21 protein-coding genes and 1 tRNA gene are annotated in these 22,961 nt (G+C 71.5%); 3 read left to right on the top strand and 19 right to left on the bottom strand.

The genetic code is table 11. The features are described from left to right. Nucleotides 1–57: 57 nt before the first annotated feature. From LCD33_RS16375 to LCD33_RS16355, 5 genes are all read right to left on the bottom strand, one after another. Nucleotides 58–870 carry a YceI family protein gene (locus tag LCD33_RS16375; RefSeq protein ID WP_224960051.1) on the bottom strand — a complete coding sequence of 271 codons (813 nt, stop codon included), beginning with the start codon at nucleotides 868–870 and terminating at the stop codon, nucleotides 58–60. Nucleotides 871–908: 38 nt separating this feature from the next. Continuing rightward, nucleotides 909–3,422: an MFS transporter gene (locus tag LCD33_RS16370; RefSeq protein WP_224960086.1), complete on the bottom strand. Its 2,514-nt coding sequence runs from the start codon at nucleotides 3,420–3,422 to the stop codon at nucleotides 909–911. 119 nt (nucleotides 3,423–3,541) lie between these two features. Further along, nucleotides 3,542–4,093, bottom strand: coding sequence for a MarR family winged helix-turn-helix transcriptional regulator (locus LCD33_RS16365; protein ID WP_224960053.1), 552 nt, complete (start codon nucleotides 4,091–4,093; stop codon nucleotides 3,542–3,544). A 361-nt stretch (nucleotides 4,094–4,454) separates the two neighbouring features. Beyond that, the gene (locus LCD33_RS16360) at nucleotides 4,455–4,946 is read right to left on the bottom strand and encodes a MarR family winged helix-turn-helix transcriptional regulator (RefSeq protein ID WP_224960055.1); all 492 of its coding nucleotides are present in this window, start codon (nucleotides 4,944–4,946) and stop codon (nucleotides 4,455–4,457) included. Nucleotides 4,947–5,061: 115 nt separating this feature from the next. After that, entirely contained in the window at nucleotides 5,062–5,790 is a 729-nt protein-coding gene (locus LCD33_RS16355) for a pyridoxamine 5'-phosphate oxidase family protein (protein ID WP_224960056.1), read from the bottom strand. A 298-nt stretch (nucleotides 5,791–6,088) separates the two neighbouring features. On the opposite strand from LCD33_RS16355, the gene LCD33_RS16350 reads away from it, so the two are divergent. Continuing rightward, nucleotides 6,089–7,189 (top strand): globin domain-containing protein, encoded by a 1,101-nt coding sequence (locus LCD33_RS16350; RefSeq protein ID WP_224960057.1) that lies wholly within the window; start codon nucleotides 6,089–6,091, stop codon nucleotides 7,187–7,189. Nucleotides 7,190–7,271: 82 nt separating this feature from the next. Here the strand turns inward: LCD33_RS16350 and LCD33_RS16345 are convergent, their stop codons facing one another. The 8 genes from LCD33_RS16345 to LCD33_RS16310 all read right to left on the bottom strand — a co-directional run bounded on the left by LCD33_RS16345 (nucleotide 7,272) and on the right by LCD33_RS16310 (nucleotide 14,316). Further along, nucleotides 7,272–7,733: a heat shock protein transcriptional repressor HspR gene (locus LCD33_RS16345; protein ID WP_304612897.1), complete on the bottom strand. Its 462-nt coding sequence runs from the start codon at nucleotides 7,731–7,733 to the stop codon at nucleotides 7,272–7,274. A gap of 2 nt (nucleotides 7,734–7,735) precedes the next feature. Beyond that, nucleotides 7,736–8,944: a molecular chaperone DnaJ gene (dnaJ, locus tag LCD33_RS16340; protein WP_224960058.1), complete on the bottom strand. Its 1,209-nt coding sequence runs from the start codon at nucleotides 8,942–8,944 to the stop codon at nucleotides 7,736–7,738. Nucleotides 8,945–9,113: 169 nt separating this feature from the next. Further along, nucleotides 9,114–9,827: a nucleotide exchange factor GrpE gene (gene grpE, locus LCD33_RS16335; RefSeq protein ID WP_224960059.1), complete on the bottom strand. Its 714-nt coding sequence runs from the start codon at nucleotides 9,825–9,827 to the stop codon at nucleotides 9,114–9,116. Then, nucleotides 9,824–11,716 carry a molecular chaperone DnaK gene (dnaK, locus tag LCD33_RS16330; protein WP_224967329.1) on the bottom strand — a complete coding sequence of 631 codons (1,893 nt, stop codon included), beginning with the start codon at nucleotides 11,714–11,716 and terminating at the stop codon, nucleotides 9,824–9,826. The genes grpE and dnaK overlap by 4 nt, the downstream gene beginning before the upstream one ends. A 209-nt stretch (nucleotides 11,717–11,925) precedes the next feature. Beyond that, nucleotides 11,926–12,762: a hypothetical protein gene (locus LCD33_RS16325; RefSeq protein WP_224960061.1), complete on the bottom strand. Its 837-nt coding sequence runs from the start codon at nucleotides 12,760–12,762 to the stop codon at nucleotides 11,926–11,928. A gap of 82 nt (nucleotides 12,763–12,844) precedes the next feature. Next, nucleotides 12,845–13,429: a TetR/AcrR family transcriptional regulator gene (locus LCD33_RS16320; RefSeq protein ID WP_224960063.1), complete on the bottom strand. Its 585-nt coding sequence runs from the start codon at nucleotides 13,427–13,429 to the stop codon at nucleotides 12,845–12,847. Then, nucleotides 13,426–13,749 (bottom strand): multidrug efflux SMR transporter, encoded by a 324-nt coding sequence (locus LCD33_RS16315; RefSeq protein ID WP_224960064.1) that lies wholly within the window; start codon nucleotides 13,747–13,749, stop codon nucleotides 13,426–13,428. The genes LCD33_RS16320 and LCD33_RS16315 overlap by 4 nt, the downstream gene beginning before the upstream one ends. Nucleotides 13,750–13,836: 87 nt before the next feature. Then, the gene (locus tag LCD33_RS16310; protein ID WP_224960065.1) at nucleotides 13,837–14,316 is read right to left on the bottom strand and encodes a DUF1707 domain-containing protein; all 480 of its coding nucleotides are present in this window, start codon (nucleotides 14,314–14,316) and stop codon (nucleotides 13,837–13,839) included. Between the two features lie 439 nt (nucleotides 14,317–14,755). Here LCD33_RS16310 and LCD33_RS16305 point away from each other — a divergent pair, with 439 nt between their 5' ends. Continuing rightward, nucleotides 14,756–17,092, top strand: coding sequence for a (Fe-S)-binding protein (locus LCD33_RS16305; protein WP_224960066.1), 2,337 nt, complete (start codon nucleotides 14,756–14,758; stop codon nucleotides 17,090–17,092). Nucleotides 17,093–17,194: 102 nt separating this feature from the next. Here the strand turns inward: LCD33_RS16305 and LCD33_RS16300 are convergent, their stop codons facing one another. From LCD33_RS16300 to dcd, 3 genes are all read right to left on the bottom strand, one after another. Next, on the bottom strand, nucleotides 17,195–17,485 hold the full coding sequence (locus LCD33_RS16300; RefSeq protein ID WP_224960067.1) for a hypothetical protein: 291 nt from the start codon (nucleotides 17,483–17,485) through the stop codon (nucleotides 17,195–17,197). A gap of 299 nt (nucleotides 17,486–17,784) precedes the next feature. Beyond that, nucleotides 17,785–19,191, bottom strand: a complete 1,407-nt coding sequence (locus tag LCD33_RS16295) for a sugar porter family MFS transporter (RefSeq protein WP_224960068.1) — start codon at nucleotides 19,189–19,191, stop codon at nucleotides 17,785–17,787. A 270-nt stretch (nucleotides 19,192–19,461) separates the two neighbouring features. Further along, a complete protein-coding gene (dcd, locus tag LCD33_RS16290; RefSeq protein WP_224960069.1) occupies nucleotides 19,462–20,046 on the bottom strand; it encodes a dCTP deaminase in 585 nt (194 codons plus the stop codon). 81 nt (nucleotides 20,047–20,127) lie between these two features. Between dcd and LCD33_RS16285 the strand changes: the two genes are divergently transcribed. Continuing rightward, nucleotides 20,128–20,198: transfer RNA gene (locus LCD33_RS16285), tRNA-Gly, on the top strand. A gap of 74 nt (nucleotides 20,199–20,272) precedes the next feature. Here LCD33_RS16285 and LCD33_RS16280 read toward each other — a convergent pair. From LCD33_RS16280 to LCD33_RS16270, 3 genes are all read right to left on the bottom strand, one after another. Next, nucleotides 20,273–20,836: a flavoprotein gene (locus LCD33_RS16280; protein WP_224960070.1), complete on the bottom strand. Its 564-nt coding sequence runs from the start codon at nucleotides 20,834–20,836 to the stop codon at nucleotides 20,273–20,275. A gap of 43 nt (nucleotides 20,837–20,879) precedes the next feature. Then, a complete protein-coding gene (locus LCD33_RS16275) occupies nucleotides 20,880–21,470 on the bottom strand; it encodes a DJ-1/PfpI family protein (RefSeq protein ID WP_224967330.1) in 591 nt (196 codons plus the stop codon). Nucleotides 21,471–21,585: 115 nt separating this feature from the next. After that, nucleotides 21,586–22,917, bottom strand: coding sequence for an amidohydrolase family protein (locus LCD33_RS16270; RefSeq protein WP_224967331.1), 1,332 nt, complete (start codon nucleotides 22,915–22,917; stop codon nucleotides 21,586–21,588). Nucleotides 22,918–22,961 lie beyond the last annotated feature (44 nt).

The following is a 22,961-nucleotide window of genomic DNA, read 5'->3' as shown; positions in this document are numbered from 1 at the left end:
GCGCGGCCGCTCCGGCCCGGCCCCGTCCGGGATCGGGAGCGCCGCGAGGTCTCCGGCTCAGTCCTGCCGCACCGCCTGCACGTCGATGTCCACCCGCAGGGTGGTGCCGATCGCGGCGATGCCGGTGCGCAGCGCCTGGTTGAAGGTGATCGCGAAGTCCTCGCGCCGCAGCTCCGCGGTGGCCGACGCGGAGGCGCGCGAACCGCCCCACGGGTCCGGCCCGACGCCCGCGTAGTGCGTGTCCAGCACCACCGGCCGCGTGACGCCGCACAGCGTCAGCTCACCGGCGAGCTCCCAGCGCTCACCGCCCGCGGGCCGCAGCCCGGTCGCGGTGAACGTGATCTCCGGGTGCTGCTCCACGTCGAGGAAGTCGGCGGTGCGCAGGTGCGCGTCCCGCTGCTCGTTGGCGGTGTCCACGCTGGCCGCGGTGATCCGCACCGCCACGCCCGTGGACTCGATCGGGTCGCCGACCCGCACCTCCCCGCTGAACTCGGTGAAGCGCCCGTGGATGCTGGTGATGCCGAGGTGGCGGGCGCTGACCCGGATCGACGAGTGCGCCGGATCGATCACCCAGGTCCCCGGCGCGGGCAGCTCGTTGCCGCCCGCCCGGCTCAGCTCCAGCACGCCCAGCGCCGCCTCCTGCCCGTCCCGGACCAGCGTGGTCCGGGCCAGCGGCTCGTAGCCGAGGTTGGTGACGATCGCCGTGTACGTGCCGGGTGCGAGCCCGTCGGCGACGGCGGCGCCGTCCTCCGCGGTCTGCACCCGCGCGGCCTGCGCGCCCGCCCCGTCGATGAGGGTCAACGCAGCTCCCGGCACCGGCCACCCGTCCCCGGTGCGCACCTGCGCCGTCACCGATCCGGCTCCGCTCACCTGCGTACCGCTCCTTCCGCTCCGCACCGCGGTCATGCTCAGTGCCCCAATTCGACGTCGTGCGTGGTGCGCGCCCCGGCGAGCCGCAGCGGTGCCGCGACCGGCGGGTAGCCGGTGGCGATGACCGTGTAGTCCCCGTCGGGCAGGTCGGTGAACGCGTAGCCGCCCTCGGCGTCGGTGGTGACGGCGCTGACGACCTCACCGGCGGCGTCGAGCAGGGTGACCCGGGCGTCCGGGACCGGCAGCCCCAGGTTCGCCGAACGCACCACGCCGGTCAGTGCGGCCCCCGCTTCCAGCTCCACGTCCAGCGCGACCCGCTCGCCGTCCGCGACGGCCACCGGGGTGGCGACCGGGCGGAAGCCCTCGGCGGTGGCGGTCAGCGCGTAGGAGCCGCCGACGAGGTCGGTGAACGCGAAGCTCCCGTCCGGCCCGCTGGCCAGGGAGCCGACGACCTCGCCGCGCAGGTCGGTCAGCACCACGGTGGCCCCGGAGATCTCGCGGTCGCCGCAGTGCACGACGCCGCCGACCCCGCCGGACCCGAACATCCGCACGTCGTGGCGGACCGGCTTGTCGCTGACCACGACCATCGAGGCGGTCGGCTGGTAGGTCCCGGCGGCCGCGATCAGCACGTAGGTGCCGCCGCGGGGGACGTCGAGCCGGTAGCCGCCGTCGGCGTCGGTGCGGGCGCGCTCGACCTGCCTGCCGAGCGAGTCGGTGAGGGTCAGCACCACCCCGGCGACCGGGTTGCCGGTGGAGTCCTGCGCGGACCCCTGCACGTACAGCCCGCCGCCGCTCGTCCCGGCTCCGGCGAGATCGCCGGCCAGGTGCCGCCCGTTCCCGTTGCTCCCGGCGCTCGCTTGCGTCGTTGACCAGGAACGGGAGTGGTTGCCCACAGAGTTGTCCACAGGCTCGCCGAAGTGCGGTGCCGCCGCGTGCGACCCCCCTGCAAGCTGCGCGGAACCACTCTGGCGAGTGAGCGGCGTCGTCTCCGCGCCGACCGAGTTGTCCACAGGAAGCGGTTGGTTGTCCACAGTTTCCACCCGGACTTCGTCTTGGGATTCGATGGTCCGCCGCAGCGGGACCTCCTTGATGAACACCACCGCCAGCAGCGTGATCACCGAGATGCAGGCGGAGACCAGGAAGATGTCGCCGATCGCGTCGCCGTAGGCGGAGCGCACGATCTCCTGCATCGGGCCGGGCAGCGCGTCCACGTTCAGCGAACCGCCGCCCGCTCCGCCCGCGCCGACCGGGATGCCCATCCGCGCCAGGCCGTCGTTGACGTAGTCGGTGACCCGCGAGGCCAGCACCGCGCCCAGCACCGACACCCCGGCGGAACCGCCGAGCGTCCGGAAGAACGTGACGACCGAGGTCACCGAACCGACGTTCTTGCCGGTGGTGACGTTCTGCACCGTCAGCACCAGGTTCTGCATCAGCGAGCCGACGCCGATGCCCATCAGCGCCAGGTAGAACCCGATCAGCACGAGGTTCGTGGTGTGGTCCATGGTCGCCAGCAGGCCCATGCCGACCACGAGCACGATCGAGCCGAAGATCAGGAACGGCTTCACCTTGCCGCTGCCCCGGGAGATGATCTGCCCGGAGATGGTGGAGGACAGGAACAGCCCGAGCACCATCGGCAGCGTCATCAACCCGGCGTGCGTGGGGCTGAAGCTGCGGGCGATCTGGAAGTACTGCCCGAGGAACACCGACCCGCCGAACATGGCGGTGCCGACCGCGACGGTGCCGATGGTCGCCAGCGTCACCGTGGGGTTGCGGAACATGCTCAACGGCACGATCGGTTCCGGGAACCGCGATTCGATGATCATCGCGATGATCAGCGCGACCACGCCACCACCGACGTAGGCGGCGGTCTCCGGCGAGGCCCAGTCGAACTGCTTGCCCGCCATCGAGACCCACACCAGCAGCAGGCTCACGCCGCCGACGAGGAACAGCGCGCCGAACCAGTCGATGCGCACCGGCCGCTTGATGACCGGCAGCTTCAGCGTGCGGCCGAGGACGATGAACGCGATCACCGCGATCGGCACGGTCACCCAGAAGCACCAGCGCCAGCCGAGCCACGAGGTGTCCACGATGAGTCCGCCGACGAGCGGCCCGCTGACCGTGGCGACCGCGAAGGTGGCGCCGATGTAACCGCTGTAGCGACCGCGTTCCCGCGGCGAGACCATCGCGGCGATCACGACCTGGATCAGGGCCTGCAACCCGCCCATGCCGATGCCCTGCACGGCGCGGAACGCGATGAGCTGCGGCATCGTCTGGGCGAACCCGCCGAGCACCGAGCCGAGGGTGAACACGGTGATCGCGATCTGGTACAGCAGCTTCTTGCTGAACAGGTCGGAGAGCTTGCCCCAGATCGGGGTGGAGGCGGTGGAGGTCAGCAGCATCGCCGTGACCACCCAGGTGTACTGGCTCTGGCTGCCGCCGAGGTCGGACAGGATGCGCGGCAGGGCGTTGGACACGATCGTCGAGCTGAGGATCGCGACCAGCAGCGCGAGCATCAGCCCGGACATCGCTTCCAGGATCTGGCGGTGCGTCATGGGCGAGTCGGCGGCGACCTGGTGGCGGCCGCCGTCCCGGTGCGCGGCGGACTCGCCGTCAGCGGGCCGGCCGGTCGGCGGCGAGCTCGTCGACGGGGCTTCGCCGATGGTCGAGCGGGTCATCGAGTTCCTTCCTGGGACGACGCGGCGGGGCGTCGGTCGTCGGCGGGCACCTGCGGCTGGGCCGGGTGCGAGGTTCCTTCGTGGGCCGCGAGGTGCTCGGGGAGCACGGCGCGGCGGAGGTCGGCGGCGGCGGTGTCGAGCAGTTCGGCCAGGTCGCGCACGCGGGAGTCGTCCCAGTCGCTGAGCGCGTGGCTGAGCCATTCGGCGCGGTGCCGCTCGATGCGGGCCAGCGCCTGCTCGCCTTCCTCGGTGGCGCGCAACAGGGACACCCGGCGGTCCTGCGGGTCGGCGCGGCGGGTGATCAGCCCGGCGCTTTCGAGCTGGGACACCTGCCTGCTGACCACGGACGCGTCGACGAAGCGGTGCGCGGCGAGCTCGGAGGCCCGCGATTCCCCGCAGTGCACGAGCTCGCCGAGGAGTCCGCTGGCCGCGTACGGCAGGTCGGTCCGGGCTTGCTGGTTGAGGATCTGCACCGCGGTCTGCTTGAGCCCCATCAACGCGCGGAGGGGCCGCAGCAGTTCGCTGCACGTTTCCGGTGTCGGTCCCACGAGCCACTCCTTTAGTTGCTGCACGCAACTATAAAGAGGTTAGTTGCAGAAGGCAACTTATCCAGGAGTGGGACGCCCCACGCCCGCCGCCGGGAATACCGCAGCCGGACGACGAGCCGCGCGAACCCCACCTGCCTTCGACCCCGCCCGGCGGCGTCGTGCCTCTTTCCCGTCAGCGGCGAAGCCGCTGAGCCGCCGACCACCTGACCGACAAGACCACCCGCGGGTTCTCAGCGGTTCCCTCGCGAGGACAGCTTTTTCCCTCGTGGCGGAGCCACTCGGGAAAAAGATCCCGCAGCGAGGGGACCGCTGAGGTTCCGCCACCCCACCCCCACGCAAGGCGAGCCCATAGAGGAGCAGATCAGAACATGCGGTTGAGTTTTGCCAGGAGGCGGGAGAGGTCCTGCAGGTCCTCGGTGCTCCAGTGCGCGAACTCGCCGTGCAGGTGCTTGCGCCGCTGCTTGCGGACCTGCGCCAGCCGGGACCGGCCCGACGCGGACAGCTGGATGCGGCGCGCCCGGCCGTCGTCCGGATCCGGCACCCGCTCCAGCAGGTCCAGCTCGACGAGCGTCGCGATCTGCCTGCTGACCGTCGACTTGTCCAGCCCGGTCCGGTCGGCGACGTCCATGCCGCGCAGCGAACCCGCGTCGTCCACCATCAGCAGCAGGCTGTAGGACGCCGGGTCGAGGTCCGGGTGGACCTGCGAGGCCACGGTCATCGAGAAGTTGCGGGCGCGCCGGAACATCATGACGAGTTCGCGCTCGACCGCTTCGGCCGCGCCCCTGCGCTCCCGGTCCGGCGCGCCCGCACCGGTGGCCGGGCCGTTCGCCGGCGTTTCGATCCGCTCGATCACGGCTGTGTTCTCCGCCCGCCGTCGTGCACTGGCGCGTCGCTCCGCGCGGCACCAGTGTCCCTTTCGCCCAGTGTCCTCCCACTGCAGGGGTGGTCGCGGCCCGCTCCGCCGGGGCTCAGTCGGTGAAGTAGCTGCCTCCCTTGCGCTTCGCGTCGTCGGTCCCCCAGCTGCGCTTGCGCAACATCGGGACCATGCGCGGGATGTGCTTGCGGCAGTGGATGTAGGCCTCCTCCACCTCGACGACCACCCAGCGCTCCGGAGTGCGACCGCGGTCGAACTCGACGGGCAGCTCGGGGTGCCGGGCGCGCAGGTCGGAGTCCTCGACGATCTCCGCGGTGCCGTTGACGTGCAGGCCGATCAGGTCCTCGGTGAAGTCGACCATCAGCATGCCGAGGTGCGGGTTCTCGCTGATGTTGCCGAGGCTGGCCATCACGCCGTTGCCGCGGTACTCGGGGTAGGCGAGGTGGTGGTCGTCGAGGACCTCGATGAATCCGGGCGGACCCGCGCGGAGGCTGGCGTCGCACTCGCCGCCGCCGTCGGCGGTCGCCACGAACGCCATCTCCATCCGCGCGATGAACTCGCGCATCCGGGTGTTGAGGTGGTCGAGGACCTGGTCGTCGTAGAACCGCCGGGCCCGCTTCTCGGTGCCGTGGGCCTCCTGCAGCAGGTGCTCGCCGGTGGAGCCGGGCAGTTCCGCCGCGGGGCGCTCGTCGACCTCGGTGCTCCGGCGCGATCGGCGAGGCGTGTCGGGGCCGGGCGCGGTGCTCGGCGCGGTCGGCCGCCGGTTCGCGTGGTCGGCGCGGCCGCCGCTGGTGGGCTCGGCGGTCTGAGTTTCGGGACGCACGCGCACAGAGTGACATGTGACCGACACGACCCACACCATCAGACGCAGGTTTCCCCGCTACATATCCGACTTTCTCGACGTTGAGTAGTCGAAACGCCCTCAAACGTGGCATCAATAGTGTGAGGACACGACGAAGCGTTATGGTCCTCGACGTCGGGGGACATCACGCAATGCAGCAGTGTGCACCTGACCGGATGCCCACCGACTTCGTGGAGACCGCGACCGAACCATGTCAGCGAACGCCGTACTGAGCCCGGGCCCCCGTCCGAACCGGCCGACACCGGAACGCGCGAGCCAGATGGTCCACCTGATCCGGGAGAGCTGGGCCGGCATCGACGCTCGTTCCGACGAAGTCGCCAGGTTCTTCTACGCCATGCTGTTCAGCATCGCGCCGAACACCCGCGAGCTGTTCTCCGCCAACATGGAGACCGTCCGCGACCGGCTGATGCGGGCGCTCGTGCACATCATCCAGATGATCGACCGGCCCGACGACCTGCTGCCGTTCCTGCACCAGCTCGGCCGGGACCACCGGAAGTTCGGCGTCGTCTCCCAGCACTACGAAGCCGTCGGCACCGCCCTGCTCGCCGCCATCAAGAAGCACTCCGGGCCCGCCTGGACCCAGGAGGTCGAACGCGCCTGGGCCGAGGCGTACACCGTGATGGCCACCGCCATGATCAGCGCGGCGAACGAGGACGACGGGCCCGCCTGGTACGACGGCGAAGTCATCGGCCACACCCGCCTCAACCGCGAACTCGCGGTGATCCGGGTCGAGACCGATCACCCGGTGCCCTACCACCCCGGCCAGTACGTCAGCGTCGAAGTCCCGCAGCGGCCGCGGCTGTGGCGGTACCTGAGCCCGGCCAACATGCCCGGCGAGGACGGCGTCCTCGAATTCCACGTCCGCGCCGTCGACGGCGGCTGGGTCAGCCGCGCGCTCGTCGGCCACGCCCAGCGCGGCGACCGGTGGCGGATCGGCTCACCGATGGGCCAGCTGCACGTGGACCGGGAGAACCCGCGGGACGTGCTGATGATCGCGGGTGGCACCGGGCTCGCCCCGATGCGCGCCATCGTGGAGGACCTCGCCCAGTACGGCGAGAACCCGCAGGTCCGGCTGTACTACGGGGGCCGCACCCGCGAAGACCTCTACGACCTGGCGAACCTGCAGCGGGTGGCGATGACCAACCCGTGGTTCACCGTCGTCCCGGTCCTGGAGCAGGACCCGAGCGCGACCGGCGCCGAGCAGGGATCGCTGGCCGACGCCGTCGCCCGCCACGACTGGTCGCAGCGGGAAGTGCTGATCAGCGGCTCCCCGGCGATGGTCCGCGCCACGGTGTCGAAGCTGCTGGTCACGGGAGTCCCGCTGGACCAGATCCACTACGACCCGTTCTCCTTGGACTGATCTCCGCGCGCCCGCGGCGGGTCGCGCAGAGGTCGCCGGGGTTCCGCCGTCCGAGCTCGTCGCGGCGGGGCCGGGCGGACGATCAGCGGCGGGAGTCCGGTTTCCAGACGACCAGGGCGGTCTCCTGGTGCACGGGCACGAGGTCCCGGCGGTAGGAGGCGTGCACCCGCGCCGCGGTCTGCTCGGCCGCGGCGTGCGCGGCGGTGAGCTCCTCCAGCAGGCCCTGCACCTTGTCGCGCAGGGCGTCCACCTCGTTCTCCAGCTCGATGATCCGCTTCACGCCGGCGAGGTTGACGCCTTCCTCCTGGGAGAGCCGCTGCACCTCGCGCAGCAGCGCGATGTCCCGCGCCGAGTAGCGCCGCCCGCCGGCCGGGGTGCGCCCCGGCGAGACCAGCCCGAGCCGGTCGTAGCTGCGCAGCGTCTGGGCGTGCAGCCCGGAGAGCTCCGCGGCCACCGAGATCACGAACATCGGCGTGTCCTCGTTGGCCCCCGGCGGGAATCCGATCGTGACGTTCAGCCGCGAGCTTCGTGGACCGTCACCCATGACTACCTCCCGAGCAGCTCGTCCCACTCCGCACGCGGATCGTGGTCCGCCGTGGCCTCCGCGTAGGACCGCAGCGCCTCCGCCGCCGCGTCGTCCAACTTGGACGGCACCGCGACCTGCAGCGTGACCAGCAGGTCACCGCTGCCACCCGCCTTCCGGCCGACGCCCTTGCCGCGCACCCGCAGCGTCCGGCCGCTCGCGGTGCCCGGCTGCACCTTCAGCGAGACCTTCCCGTCGAGCGTCGGCACGGTCAACGTAGTGCCCAGCGCCAGCTCGGGGAAGGTCACCGGACAGGTGACGGTGAGATCATCACCGGATCGTCCGAACACCCGGTGCGGGTTGACGTGGACGACCACGAACAGGTCACCCGCCGCCGCGCCGTTGCGCCCGGGTTCGCCCTGACCGGCCAGCCGGATCCGCTGTCCGTCGTTGACCCCGGACGGGATCCGCACGGTCAACGTGCGGGTGCGGGTCGCGACTCCTTCGCCCCGGCAGTCCGGGCACGGGTCGTCGATGATCTGCCCGCGGCCGCGGCAGTCCGGGCAGGGCTCGCTGAACGCGAACGCGCCCTGGTTCCGGGTCACCAGGCCCGCACCGGAGCAGGTGCTGCAGGTGCGCGCCCGGGTTCCCGGCTTCGAGCCGGACCCGTGGCAGGTCAGGCAGGTGGCCGGGCTGGACAGCCGCAGCGGCACGGTCGCGCCGCGGACCGCCTCGGCGAAGTCGATGCGGACCTCGGTCTCCACGTCGGAGCCGCGCTGCGGCCTGCTCGCGCCGGCGGTACCGCCGCGGCGACCGGCGCCACCGCCGCCGAACAACCCGCCGAACAGGGCGCCGAGCCCGCCGGCGCCACCGCCGCCGGGTCGCGGCCCGGCGCCACCGCCGAACAGGTCGCCCAGGTCGAACCCGCCCGCGCCACCGGTGCCCGCGCCGCCGCCGAAACCGCCGAAACCGCCCTGGCCACCGCCGAAACCGCTGCCGAACAGCCGGCGCGCCTCGTCGTACTGCTTGCGCTTCTCCGGGTCGGAGAGCACGCCGTAGGCCTCGGAGACCGCTTTGAACTTGGATTCGGCGGCGCTGTTGCCGGGGTTGGCGTCGGGGTGGTTCTCCCGCGCCAGCTTCCGGTACGCCTTCTTGATCTCGTCAGCGCTCGCGTCGGACGAGACGCCCAGCTCGCCGTAGAAGTCCTTGTCGAGCCATTCCCTGGCACTCACCGGGCGCCCCTCCTTCCGCTTCGCTGTCGCACTGCACCGGCCTCGGCCGGCATGGTCGTCGCCGTCGGCGCGAACCCGACCCCGCCCGGCCGCGATGGCCAGGCGAGGCCACGCGGGACGCGGCCTCCCGTATCGGTCGTGCCGCGTTCCGCCGAGCGGGGTCGTGATCTCACTGTGCCGTGTCCTCGCCGGTCTCGGCACCGCTCTCCGGTGGTGCCGCCGCTTCCGGCTCGTGATCGGTGACGGCGACCATGGCGGGCCGCAGCACCCGGTCGCCGAACCGGTAGCCACGCCGCATGACGGTCGTGACGGTCGGTCCGGACACCTCCGAGGAGGTCGTGTGCTGCACGGCCTCGTGCACCGACGGGTCGAACTCGTCGCCCTCGGCGCCGAAGGCCACCAGGCCCGCGTTGTTCAGCGAACCGACGAGCTTGTCGGCCACCGCCTTGAACGCGCCGGTGAGGTCACCGTGCGAATCGGCCCGCTCCAGGTCGTCGAGCACGGTGAGCAGGTCACCGGCCACCGACGCCTTGGCCGCGTTGACGACCGATTCGCGGTCGCGCTCGGTGCGCCTGCGGTAGTTGGCGTACTCGGCGGTGACCCGCTTGAGGTCCTCGGTGAGCTCGTCGACCTGCTTGCGCAGCTCGGCGTCCGCACCGTCCTCGGCCTCGGGCGCCTCCTCGGCGGCGGCGCCTTCACCGACCTTGGCAAGTTCCTCGTCCAGCGTGCCGGACATGCTCTCCGCCACCTGCCCCTGCTCGGTGGCGGCCCGGGGTTCACCGGTCTGCGGATCGATCCGCCTGCGGTCCCGGACCACCACCGGCTCCTGTTCGTCCTGCGGCGACTGCTGCCGGTCGGAGTCGCCTGAGCTCTCGGTGGTCACTTCTTCTTCTTTTCGTCCTCGTCGTCCACGATCTCGGCGTCCACCACGTCCTCGGCGCCACCGCTGGTCGCACCGGCGCCGGCGGTCGCACCCGCCGCGTCACCGGCCGCACCGGCCGCACCGGCGGCACCGGCCGCGGCGTCGGCACCCGCGTCGGCGTAGAGGGCCTGGCCCAGCGCCTGGGACTCGGTGGCCAGCTTCTCGACCCCGGCCTTGATGGCGGCGACGTCCTCGCCCTTCAGGGCTTCCTTGACCTCGTCGACGGCCGACTTGACCTTGGTCTTGGTCTCCTCGGGCAGCTTCTCGTCGTTGTCGGTGAGGACCTTCTCCGTCTGGTAGACGAGGGTCTCCGCCTGGTTGCGGGCCTCCGCCTCCTCGCGGCGGTTCTTGTCCTCCTCGGCGTGCGCCTCGGCGTCGGAGACCATCCGGTCGATGTCCTCCTTCGGCAGCGCGGAGCCGCCGGTGATGGTCATCGACTGCTCCTTGCCGGTGCCGAGGTCCTTCGCGTTGACGTGCACGATGCCGTTGGCGTCGATGTCGAAGGAGACCTCGATCTGCGGCACGCCCCGCGGCGACGGCGGCAGCCCGGTGAGCTCGAACATGCCGAGCTTCTTGTTGTGCGCCGCGATCTCGCGCTCGCCCTGGAAGACCTGGATCTGCACCGACGGCTGGTTGTCGTCCGCGGTCGTGAAGGTCTCGGAGCGCTTGGTCGGAATCGTGGTGTTGCGCTCGATCAGCTTGGTCATGATGCCGCCCTTGGTCTCGATGCCCAGGGACAGCGGGGTGACGTCCAGCAGCAGGACGTCCTTGACCTCACCGCGCAGCACACCGGCCTGCAGGGCGGCGCCGACGGCGACGACCTCGTCCGGGTTCACGCCCTTGTTCGGCTCGCGACCACCGGTGAGCTCCTTGACGAGCTCGGTGACCGCGGGCATCCGGGTGGAGCCGCCGACGAGCACGACGTGGTCGACGTCGGCGACCTTCACGCCCGCGTCGCGCACCACGGCCTCGAACGGCTTGCGGGTGCGCTCCAGGAGGTCGGAGGTGATGCGCTGGAACTCCGCACGGCTCAGGGTCTCGTCGAGGAACATCGGGTTCTTCTCGGAGTCCACCGTGATGTACGGCAGGTTGATGTTGGCCGTGGAGGAGCTGGACAGCTCGATCTTGGCCTTCTCCGCGGCTTCCTTGATCCGCTGCAAGGCCATCTTGTCCTTGGTCAGATCGATGCCGTTGGAGGTCTTGAACTTCTCGACCAGCCAGTCGACGATGCGCTCGTCCCAGTCGTCGCCACCGAGGTGGTTGTCACCGCTGGTGGCGCGGACCTCGACGACGCCCTCGCCGATCTCCAGCAGGGACACGTCGAACGTGCCGCCACCGAGGTCGAAGACGAGGATCGTCTGCTCCTTCTCGCCCTTGTCGAGGCCGTAGGCCAGCGCGGCGGCCGTCGGCTCGTTGACGATGCGCAGCACGTTGAGGCCCGCGATCTGGCCGGCCTCCTTGGTGGCCTGGCGCTGGGCGTCCTCGAAGTAGGCCGGGACGGTGATCACCGCGTCGGTGACGTCGTCGCCCAGGTAGGCCTCGGCGTCGCGCTTGAGCTTCATCAGCACTCGCGCGCTGATCTCCTGCGGCGTGTACGCCTTGTCGTCGATGTCCGTCTTCCAGTCGGTGCCCATGTGGCGCTTGACCGACCGGATGGTGCGGTCCACGTTCGTGACCGCTTGGTTCTTCGCTGGCTGACCCGTGAGGATCTCGCCGTTCTTCGCGAAGGCGACGATGGACGGCGTCGTCCGCGAGCCCTCGGAGTTGGCGATGACCGTCGATTCACCGCCTTCGAGGACGGAAACGACGGAGTTGGTCGTCCCCAGGTCGATGCCGACCGCTCGCGCCATGGATGGTTCCTCCTGCTTCCCTGATCTTGCGCCCCGGACCGGGTAGTCCGTTGAGCCTTGCCGACTCAAGTTTTACCCCCGGCCCGCTCCGGTCGTCAAACCGGGTTGAGCGCACTTCGCTCAACGTTTCTGCCTGGACAACGCCTGAGCTGCGGCGGAAGTTCCCGGGAAGCCGTCGAGATCCGGGTCACGCACCCGGCGCGCGGCCGTCAGGCGGCGGAGACGCGGACCGAACCGGTCCCGGTCCGCAGGTCGAGCCGTCGCGGCGAGCCCGGATCGGTGGCCACCTCGACGTCCTGCGAACCGAGGCCCGCCGCCGCGTCCACCCGGTACGCGCCGTCGGGCACGACTACCGCGACGGTGCCCGTCCCGGTCTCGGCCCGCACGCTGCGCGGCGCGGTGAGCTCCAGGTCGATGGAGCCGGTGCGCGCCTCGGCCACGACGTTCGCGCCGGCGAGCCCTTCGCCGTCGATCCGGCCGGTCCCGGTGGACACCGCCACGTCGCCGCCGAGCTCGCGCAGCTCGACGCCGCCCGCGCCGCTGCGCACCCGCACCGGTCCGGCGACCTCGGAGATCCGCACCTCGCCCGCGCCCGCTTCGAGCCGGGCGGAGGCCATGCCGTCGACCTCCAGGGCTCCCGCGGCGCCGCCGCCCTCGACCGGGACCGCGGCGGGCAGGTCCACCTCGTAGTCCACCGAGCAGTCGTCCGGGCAGCCGGGCAGCACGAGCACGCCGCCTTCGACGCGGTGCAGCACCGCCGCGTCCGGCGGCCGGTCGCGGGCCCGTTCGCGCACCTCGCCGCGCCCGCCCGGCACGTGCCGGACCACCACGTCCCCGTCGGTGCGGTCGAGGCGCACCGAGCTGATGCCGGGCAGCTCCGCGATGACCTCGGACCGCTCGCCCCGGTCCGCGCGCCCGCCGCCCCAGCGCACCTCGCCGCCGTTCCAGCGCCAGCCGACCTCGTCGTGCTCGGCCCGGTCGCACCCGATGACCAGCCCGGCCACCAGCAGGCAGGCCGCACCCGCGGCCGCGAGTCCCGTTCGCACCACGCACCTCCAGCTCGGCCCGCACGGTAACGACCGCGAGCCGCCCCCGACCGGATGATCGCGGGTGCGTCGCCCGACCGGGTCAGCCGACCTCGGCGCCCAGCGGCCGGAGCAGGAAGCGCAGCACCGGCTCGAAGTCCGCGGCACCCGGCGGTTCGTCGGCGATCAGCGCCTGCATCAGCAGCCCGTCCACCGCGGCGAAGAAGGCGGTGACCACCTCGGGGGGTACGTCGAGCCCGCGGTCCACCTGCCCCGCGGCGACCTCGATCCACCGGCGGGCGGCCGGGCGCAGCGCGGGCCTGCGGGCGGCCAGCAGGTACAGCTCGTACTCGGCGATGGTCCGCGCCCGCCTGCCGTCGACGAGCAGCGCGAGGTTCTCCGCGATGGTCCGCGCCCACGCGCCCGCGTCCGCCGGGGTGCGGGCGCGCATCCGCCCGATGTCGGCGACGAGCAGGTCGACGCTCTCCAGCAGCGTCGCGACCAGCAGCTCGTCGATCCCGGTGAAGTAGTAGGAGATCGACGCGGCGGGCACGCCCGCCTCGCGGGCGATGGCGCGATGGCTGGTCCCGGCGATCCCGTCGCGCTCGACGACGCGGAGGGTGGCGTCGAGGATCGCGCGCCTGCGGCGTTCGCCCTTGGCGCGGCGGCCGTCGGTCCCGGCGGTCAATGCGCGCCGCCCAGCTCCAGCGCCACCACACCGCCGATGATCAGCGCGAGGCCGCCGAGCTGCACCGCGGTGATGCTCTCGCCGAGGAAGGCGACGCCGATGAGCGCGATCAGCGCGACGCCGGCCCCCGACCAGATCGCGTACACCACGCCGACCGGCAGCCCGGCCTTGAGCACCAGCCCGAGCGCGGCGAACGCGGCGCCGTAGCCGAGCACGACCAGCACCGAGGGCAGCGGCCGGCTGAACCCCTCGGAGAGCTTCAGCGAGACGGTGCCGACCACCTCGGAGCAGATCGCCATCGCCAGCAGCAGGTACGCCACCCGGTCCCCCTCGGAGAAAGTTGAACAGTCGCCCTAGTTCTTTCTCCCGAAGGTTACGCCTGCTCCCGGCGGGCGGGGCAGGACCGGTCAGCGCTCCAGCCGACGCGCATCCGGCTCGTCGTCCCCGTTCTCGTCGTCCCCGTCCTCGTCGCACCCGGAGCCGTCGGAGTCGCCGTGCCCGAACAGCGCTTGCGAGACGAGCACGACGGCCCAGATGCCCAGCGGGAAGATCGGGAAGAAGAAGATCGGGCCGCCGCCGGCCAACGAGATCACCGCCCAGATCCCGACCAGCAGGAACCCGGTCTGCGCCCAGTCCCGCCACTCCTTGCGGAGCCGGGGCGCGCGGGACCGCTTCGCGGGCGGTGCGGCGGCCTCCGCGGCGGCGGGCAGGTCCGCGGTGAGCGGCACCAGGTCGGCCCGGGTGACGGCCGCGTAGGCGTCGCGGACCCGCTCGTCGTACTCGGCCAGGCCCAGCCGACCTTCGTCGAAGGCCGTCCGCAGCCGCTCGGCGACCTGCTCGCGGTCGGCGTCGGAGGCGCGCACGGCGGGCTGCTCGGCGTCGTCCATCGTCTTTCCCCCATGATCCCGATGACGTCGCGACCAGGGCGGTCGCCGCTCATCCGAGAGGCCTCGAGGATACGCCGCGGCACCTCCGCGGGAGGCCGCGTCGATCAGGTGGCGGCCGGTGCGGGCGATAAGTGGCGAACGTCGCACCCGCCCCCGCCCGGCGGCGCACGGGGGGGTCGGCCGCCCGGCGGTGGCGCGGAGCGGGCCGGGATGTCGCGCCCAGCAGCGAGAACGCGGCACTCGGTGCCACTGCGCGGTGGCCGCCACCACGGCGAACATCCCCCCACGCGCAAAGCTGCACGATCGCCCAACTAGTTTTTCGGCAGGGCGTTGCGCAGAATCACCCCGTTCCCACCACGCCGGAGCCCCGCTGGTTACCGATCGGTAATAAGGCGTACGCTCCTCAAACGGACAACCCCCGAACATGGAGGCCGCGAGCATGGGTGCGCTGCAGCTGGTCCTGGGCCTGATCTGCCTGGCCGTGACGGCCGTCGCGGTGGTCATGGTCGTCAGGACCGTGCGGCGGATGATCTCGTCCATCCGCCTCGGACAACCCGACCCGACCAGGCGCGGCCCGTTCGGGGCGAGGTTCGGCAACATGGTCAAGGAGATCTTGGGCCACACCAAGATGCTCAAGTTCGGCCACGTCGGCGTCGCGCACTGGTTCGTGATGGTCGGTTTCGGCGGCCTGAGCCTGAGCGTGCTGGAGGCCTACTTCGAGGTCTTCGTGCCGACCTTCGAGACCCCGCTGCTGAGCTGGTTCGGCCCGTGGAACCTGATCGTCGAACTGCTGGGCATCACCACGGTGCTCGGCGGGTTCTGGCTGATCGGGGTGCGCCAGCTGAACCACCCGCGCCGCGCGGACCGGGTGTCCCGGTTCGAGGGCTCGAACTTCGGCCAGGCGTACTTCGTCGAGGCCGTCGTGGTCCTCGAAGGCTTCGGGATCATGGGCCTGCGGGCGTTCAAGCAGGCCTCCGGGCTGTTCGAGGCACCGTTCTGGTCCTCGCCGCTGACCTACGCGCTGGGCGGCATCCTCCCGTCGAGCACCGCCGCCATCTCGATCTTCGCCGGGTTCAAGATCCTGTCCGCGATGATCTGGGTGATCGTGATCGCCTCGAACATCACGATGGGCGTGGCCTGGCACCGCTTCACCGCGTTCTTCAACATCTACTTCAAGCGCGAGGCCGGCGACGGCCGGGCGCTGGGCGCGTTGCAGCCGATGATGTCCGGCGGCAAGGAGCTCGACTTCGAAGAGGCCGACCCGGACGAGGACGTCTTCGGCGTCGGCAAGGTCGAGGACTTCAAGTGGAAGGGCTGGCTGGACTTCACGACCTGCACCGAGTGCGGTCGCTGCCAGTCCCAGTGCCCCGCCTGGAACACCGCGAAGCCGCTGTCGCCGAAGCTGCTGATCACCTCGCTGCGCGACCACGCCTACGCCAAGGCCCCGTACCTGCTCGCCGGTGGCAGCAAGGACATGGCAGGCGACGAGGTCGGCATCACCGGTGAGGGCGCCGAGGAGAAGCTCGCGGGAATCAACGCGCTGGCGCTGGCCGAGGCGGAGCGCCCGCTGGTCGGCGGCCCCGACGAGATGGGCGTCATCGACCCCGAGGTGCTGTGGGCCTGCACCTCCTGCGGCGCCTGCGTCGAGCAGTGCCCGGTGGACATCGAGCACGTCGACCACATCGTCGACATGCGCCGCTACCAGGTGCTGATCGAGTCGAACTTCCCCACCGAGCTCGGCGGGATGTTCAAGAACCTGGAGAACAAGGGCAACCCGTGGGGCCAGAACGCCAAGGACCGGCTGAACTGGACCGAGGACCTGGACTTCGAGGTCCCCGTCTTCGACGGTGAGCTCGAAGACGACACCGAGTACGTGTTCTGGGTCGGCTGCGCGGGCGCCTTCGAGGACCGCGCGAAGAAGACCACCCGCGCGGTCGCCGAACTGCTGCACATGGCCGGGGTCAAGTACACCGTGCTCGGCGGCGAGGAGACCTGCACCGGCGACCCGGCGCGGCGCGCGGGCAACGAGTTCCTGTTCCAGATGCTCGCCCAGCAGAACGTCGAGGTGCTGAACTCGGTGTTCGAGGGCCGCGAGCCCGGCAAGCGCAAGATCGTCGCGACCTGCGCGCACTGCTTCAACAGCCTCGCCAACGAGTACTCGCAGCTCGGCGGGAACTTCGAGGTCGTGCACCACACCCAGCTGCTGAACAAGCTGGTGCGGGAGAAGCGCCTCGTCCCGGTCGCCCCGATCGCCGAGGACGTCACCTACCACGACCCCTGCTACCTGGGCCGCCACAACAAGGTCTACACGCCGCCGCGCGACCTGGTCGGCGCCTCCGGCGCGAACTTCCGCGAGATGCCGCGGCACGGCGACCGCTCGATGTGCTGCGGCGCCGGCGGCGCCCGGATGTGGATGGAGGAGAAGACCGGCAAGCGCATCAACGTGGAGCGCGTCGACGAGGCGCTGGGCACCGCGCCCCAGAAGATCGCGACGGGCTGCCCGTTCTGCCGCGTGATGCTCAACGACGGCCTCACCGCCCGCCAGAACGAAGGGGCGGCTTCGGAGAGCGTCGAGATCATCGACGTCGCGCAGCTGCTGCTCTCCTCGGTCAAGCGCGGCGGCGACGGCGCCTCCGCCCCGGTCGCCGACGGCTCCGCGGAGACCGGCGGTGCCGAGACCGGTGGCGAGGCCGAAGCCAACGGCAAGGCCGACGTCCCCACCGACGCCGAGCCGACCGGCACCCCCCTCCCGGACCAGGACAAGTCCGAGAACTGACCCCGGACGCGCAGGAGGGGCAAGCCCACCGTGGGGCCGCCCCTCCTGTCATCCAGCCCCGGTCCGCTTCGCTGCGCGGACCGGATCACTAGCCGACCGTGCTCAGCCTGCCAGCTTTCCGGCGACGTACTCGCTCACCGGCATCCCCTTGTGGTGACCACCAGGCTTGAGGATGTTGCTGCCGTTGCCGCTGCCGTTCCCGTTGCCGCTGCCGTTCCCGTTGTCGTTGTCAGCACCGTTGCCGTTCAAGCCGCCTTCGTGCACGCCCACGTTGGTGCCGTCCTGGTTGTTGGTGACGTACCCGTCGGCGAGCGCCGCGGGGGCGGCGAGGGCGCTCAGGCCGAGCACGATTCCGGCGGTGGCTGCGGTCTTCGCGAACTTCGAGAGCTGCATGACTACCTCTCCGTCGTCCTGTGGGTGTGGCGCCGAGCTGTGTCGATCGCCGCATCCAGTCCTACGGGGTGAAGGTCGACTCAGCGCGCTTTACCTCGATCTTCCACCCGTCCCAGTGGTCCTAATCGCGAGAACGGGGGGATTTCGACGCCGCTGGCCACGAGCGGTGATCAGCCCCCGGCCGGGTGGCCGCGACCGCGATCGACTCGAGCTCACCGCGGCGCTGAGCGGCGGACACCGCACGCGGGAAGGCGCCCCGGAGATACCCGGGGCGCCTTCCCCACGGTGGAGGGGAGCGGTCAGCTGCCCATCTCCTCCAGGGAGCGGCCGTTGGTCTCCTTGAGGTAGCGGAGCACGAACACCAACGAGATCAGCGCGAACGCCGCGTACATGAAGTACGTCGCGGGCAGGTTCCAGTCCCGCAGGCTCGGGAAGCTCACCGTGACCAGCCAGTTCGCCACCCAGTTCGTCATGGTGCCGACGGCCAGCGCCGCGGCGCGGATGCGCGGCGGGAACATCTCGCCGAGCAGCACCCACAGCACCACGCCCCACGAGGCGGCGAAGAACAGCACGAACGCGCTCGCCGAGATCAGCGCGACCACGCCCCAGCTCGGCGGCAGCACCGCGTCCTCGCCGACGACCTGCGCGAAGCTGAACGCCCAGCCGGTGACCGCCAGCGAGACGGCCATGCCGATCGAACCGATCACCAGCAGCGGCTTCCGCCCGATCTTGTCGACCAGCGCGATCGCGATGAACGTGCCGACGATGTTCACGATCGAGGTGAACAGGCTCAGCAGCAGCGAGCTGCTCTCCTCGATGCCGACGGACTGCCACAGCGAGGACGAGTAGTAGAAGATCACGTTGATGCCGACGAACTGCTGCAGCGCGGCGATGGCCATGCCGACCCAGACGATCGGCAGCACGCCGAACCCGCCGCGCAGGTCCGAGAACCGCGGCTTGCGCTCGCCGAGCACCCGCCGGATCTCGGCGATCTTGCCGTCCACGTCGCCCGGCTCGATCCCGCTGAGGACCTCGCGGGCCTTGTCGTCCCGGCCGGCGGCCACCAGGTAGCGCGGCGACTCCGGGATCATCGAGGCCAGCACCAGGTACACCAGCGCAGGCACCGCCGCGACGCCGAGCATCCACTGCCAGGCCTGCAGCGGCCCCAGCTCGTTGGAGGCGCTGCCGCCCGCGGCCTCGGCCAGCCCGTAGTTGACCAGCTGGGACAGCGCGATGCCGAGCACGATCGCCAGCTGCTGCAACGAGGTCAACCGGCCGCGGTACGCGGCGGGCGCGACCTCCGCGATGTAGGCGGGCGCGATCACCGACGCGATGCCGATGGCGATGCCGCCGACGATGCGCCAGATCGCCAGGTCCCAGATGGCGAACGGGACGGCGGAGGCGATCGCGCTGATCACGAACAGCACCGCGGCGATCTGCATGACCCGGATCCGGCCGATCCGGTCGGCCAGTCCACCGGCGATGCCGGCACCGACCGCCGACCCCAGCAGCGCCGAGGAGACGACCAGCCCCGTCATCGCGGAACCAACCTGGAAGTAGCTCTGGATGGCGTCGACCCCACCGTTGATCACCGAGGTGTCGTAGCCGAAGAGGAAACCGCCGAGCGCCGCCGCGCTCGCGATCATCACGACGTGCCCCAGGTGCCCGGTCGAGGCACCGGGGTCGCGCGACTGCGTAACCGACATCGAGTTCTCCTGTGCCCGCTCGCCGGTCTGCCTCGCTGCACACCTGGGGAGAGCGCCGGGCTCTGGGGACTTTAGGGTCTGAACCACCTCTTTTCTTCCTCGATTCAGGGTGAGGATGCTCACCGTGGCGACTGAATCGGTCACGTGGTAGTCACGTGCGCACGCAACGTTGCCGCACGAGCCCTCCTGCCTGCGAGAACAGGACATTCCACGCGAAGGGCGGGCCGTTCGGCGAACGGCCCGCCCTCGGCGGCACGGCGTGCGGAGGCGTCAGTCGCGGCGGGTGTCGACCCGCTGGAAGTTCAGGTGCGCGCGCGACGGCGTGGGCCCGCGCTGGCCCTGGTACCGGGAACCCGCGCGGGTCGTGCCGTACGGGTGCTCCGCGGGGCTGGAGAGCCGGAACAGGCACAGCTGCCCGATCTTCATGCCCGGCCACAGCGTGATCGGCAGGTTCGCCACGTTCGACAGTTCGAGGGTGATGTGCCCGGTGAACCCGGGGTCGATGAACCCGGCGGTGGAGTGCGTGAGCAACCCGAGCCGGCCCAGCGAGGACTTGCCCTCCAACCGCCCGGCCAGGTCGTCCGGCAGCCGCACCGCTTCGAAGGTGGAGCCGAGCACGAACTCGCCGGGGTGCAGCACGAACGGATCTTCGCCGGTGACCTCCACGGGCGAGGTCAGCTCGTCCTGCTGCTGCGAAGGATCGATGTGGGTGTACTTCGAATTGTCGAAGACCCGGAAGAAGCGGTCCAACCGGACGTCGATGCTGGACGGCTGGATCATGGCGACGTCGAACGGTTCGAGTTCGAGTCGTCCTTGGTCCAGCTCTGCACGCAGGTCCCGGTCGCTCAGCAGCACGTGGGCAAGCGTATCCGGAGGCCCCCTGGCGATCTTCGGCCGCCTGCCGTGCTAGAGTTGGCCGCGCCGGGAACGGCGAATGCGGATGTAGTTCAATGGTAGAACATCAGCTTCCCAAGCTGAATACGCGGGTTCGATTCCCGTCATCCGCTCAGAACACGAAGGCCCAGCTCACACGATGTCCACATCGGAGCTGGGCCTTCGTCGTACCTGCGGTCGTCCCGGTTCAGCGGGGCGGCACGAGGCGGTCGAGCTCGTCGAGGACGCGGCGCCACGGGATCTGCTGGCCGAGCCCGCTGCGCGGTTCGTGCGCGGCCCACCACCGCTCGCCGGTCAACAGGTGCACGCCCGCGTCCTGCAGCGCCGAGGTGTGCCACTTCCACGCCGGGTGGCGGTGGTGCGCGGCGTTGACCGTGGGGAACACGACCACCGGTGCCGTGCCCGCGCCGACCGCTTCGACCGCGGTGGTCAGCGCTTGGCTGTCGCCGAGGCCGAGCGCGAGCTTGCTGACCGTGTTCGCCGTCGCCGGGCACACCAGGTAGCAGTCGATCGGCGGGTGCGGGCTGGGTTCGGACGGCATCCGCGACGCCACCCGGCACGGCAGGCCGGTGAGCTCCGCGATCCGGTCGAGTTCCCCGGAAGCCGCGAGCCACGCGCCCGCGGTCGGGGTGAGCGTCACCGCGACCCGCCAGCCGCGGGACAGCGCGGGTTCGACCAGCTCGGCGCGGATGTGCTCCACCCCGCCCGCGGCCGAGCCGATCAGGGCCAAGGTGCGCGTCGTGTCGATCATGCCGCCATCATCGCCGACGCCGCCGCCCCGCGCGCCGGTCCGATCAGATCGGCGGCCGCGGGTCGTACTGGATGCCGCGGCGCACGTCGCGGGCCCGCTCCACCCCGGCGAGCCGGGACACCAGGTGCAGCGCCATGTCGATGCCCGCCGAGATCCCCGCCGCGGTGACCAGGTCGCCGTCGTCGACGAAGCGGTCGTCCGGGCGCACCCGCGCGGTCGGCTCCAGTTCCGCCAGCAGCTCCAGCGAGCGCCAGTGCGTCGTCGCGGGACGCCCCGCCAGCAGCCCCGCCGCGGCGAACACCAGCGAACCGGTGCACACGCTGGTCAGCAGCGGGACCGCGGCGCGCTGCTCCCGCACCCACGCGAGGTGTTCCGCGTCGCGCAGCATCGGCCGGGTGCCCTGGCCGCCGGGGTGCAGCAGCACGTCGAGCTCCGGCACATCCGCGAACGAGTGTCCTGATCGGACGGTCAAGCCCTTGGCGCACGCGATCTCGCCGCCGTCGCGGGAGAACGTGCGCACCTCGTAGCCGTCCGCGGGGAACGTCCGCGTCCAGAACGACAGGACTTCCCACGGCCCGAGCGCGTCGAGCTCCTCCACGTCCGGGAACAGCAGGATCCCGATCTGCTTCGCCATGCCGTGCTCCTCACCTCGTGCCCGCGACCGCTCCGGCCCCGCGCGCCGACCGCCGCGCGGCGCCGCTGCTGGAGGAGTCGCTCCGGCGGTGCGGAAGGTTCCCGGGGAACCCGGTTCAGCCGCGCACGTGCTGGGCGGCGGTGCGGGCGGCGGCCTGCACGGCCCGCCGGTCCACGCGCGTCGGTTCCCGGTCGCGCAGCACCTCCTCGCCCGCCACCCAGACGTCGCGCACGCAGCGGGAACCGGCCGCCCACACCAGGTTCGACAGCAGCTGCTCGTCAGGGGTGTCGATGCCGGTCGCGAACGCCGGGTCGTCCACGTCCAGGTGCACGACGTCGGCCCAGCGCCCCGGTTCCAGCGCGCCGATGTCGTCGCGGTGCAGCGCGGCCGCCCCGCCCCTGGTCGCGGCGAGCAGCGCGCCCGGTGCGGTCAGCGCCATCGCGTCCCCCGTGGACAGCCGGGCCAGCATCACCGACAGCTGGACCTCTTCCCACAGGTCCAGGTCGTCGTTGCTGGACGGGCCGTCGGTGCCCAGGCCGACCGGGATGCCCGCGGCGAGCAGGTCGACCAGCCGCGCGGTGCCGGAGGCGAGCTTCGCGTTCGAACCGGGGCAGTGCGCGATGCCCGTCCCGCGGTCGGCGAACAGCTCGATGTCCGCGTCGGACAGGTGCACGCAGTGCGCGGCCAGCACCCGGCCGTCCAGCACGCCCAGCGAGTCCAGCAGCGCGGGCACCGAGCCGTAGCGCTCCCGCTGCTCCCGGTCCTCGTCGGCGGCTTCGGCGACGTGCGTCTGCACCAGGGCTCCGCGCTGCTGCGCGGATTCCCCGATGCGGCGCAGCGCTTCCGGCGGCAGCGTGTAGGCGGAGTGCGCGCCGTAGCCGAGCTCGATCCGGTCGGCGGGCCCGAACCGCAGGCCGTCCGCGTCGATCCAGCGGTCGACGGCCTCGACCATGCCCTGCCAGGAACCCATGCCCTCCAGGCCGGGCGCGGAGATCACGGCCGGGCCGAGCACCACCCGGGAGCCGACGGCCAGCACCGCTTCGGCCACGGACTCGCCGGAGAAGTACATCTCGGCGCTGGTGGTCACCCCGGCGCGCAGCATCTCCACCGAACCGAGCTCCATGCCGGCGCGGACGTCGGCGGGCCGCAGCCGCGCCTCCGCGGGCCAGATCACCTCGCGCAGCCAGCGCAGCAGCGGCAGGTCGCCGCCCATGCCGCGCAGCAGCGTCATCGGGCTGTGCGCGTGCGCGTTGATGAGGCCGGGCAGCAGGATCCCGCCGCATTCGCGCACCGCGGTCTCCTGCGCGCGCGGCGGTGCGCCCTCGCGCGGGCCGCAGTAGCCGATGCGGCCGTGCTCGTCGACGTCCACGACGGCGTCGCGGATCACCGAGCAGTCGGCGTCGCAGGGAACGGCGATCGGGGCGTGCAGGCGCAAGGCGGTCGGCATGCGCGCATTCTGCCGCAGCGGCGCACCGCCGGGGCAAGCCGGTC

It is taken from the genome of Saccharopolyspora sp. 7B (assembly GCF_020177435.1).
GTDB classification, from domain to species: Bacteria; Actinomycetota; Actinomycetes; order Mycobacteriales; family Pseudonocardiaceae; genus Saccharopolyspora_C; species Saccharopolyspora_C gregorii.
This window is presented reverse-complemented; position numbering and strand designations above follow the sequence as displayed.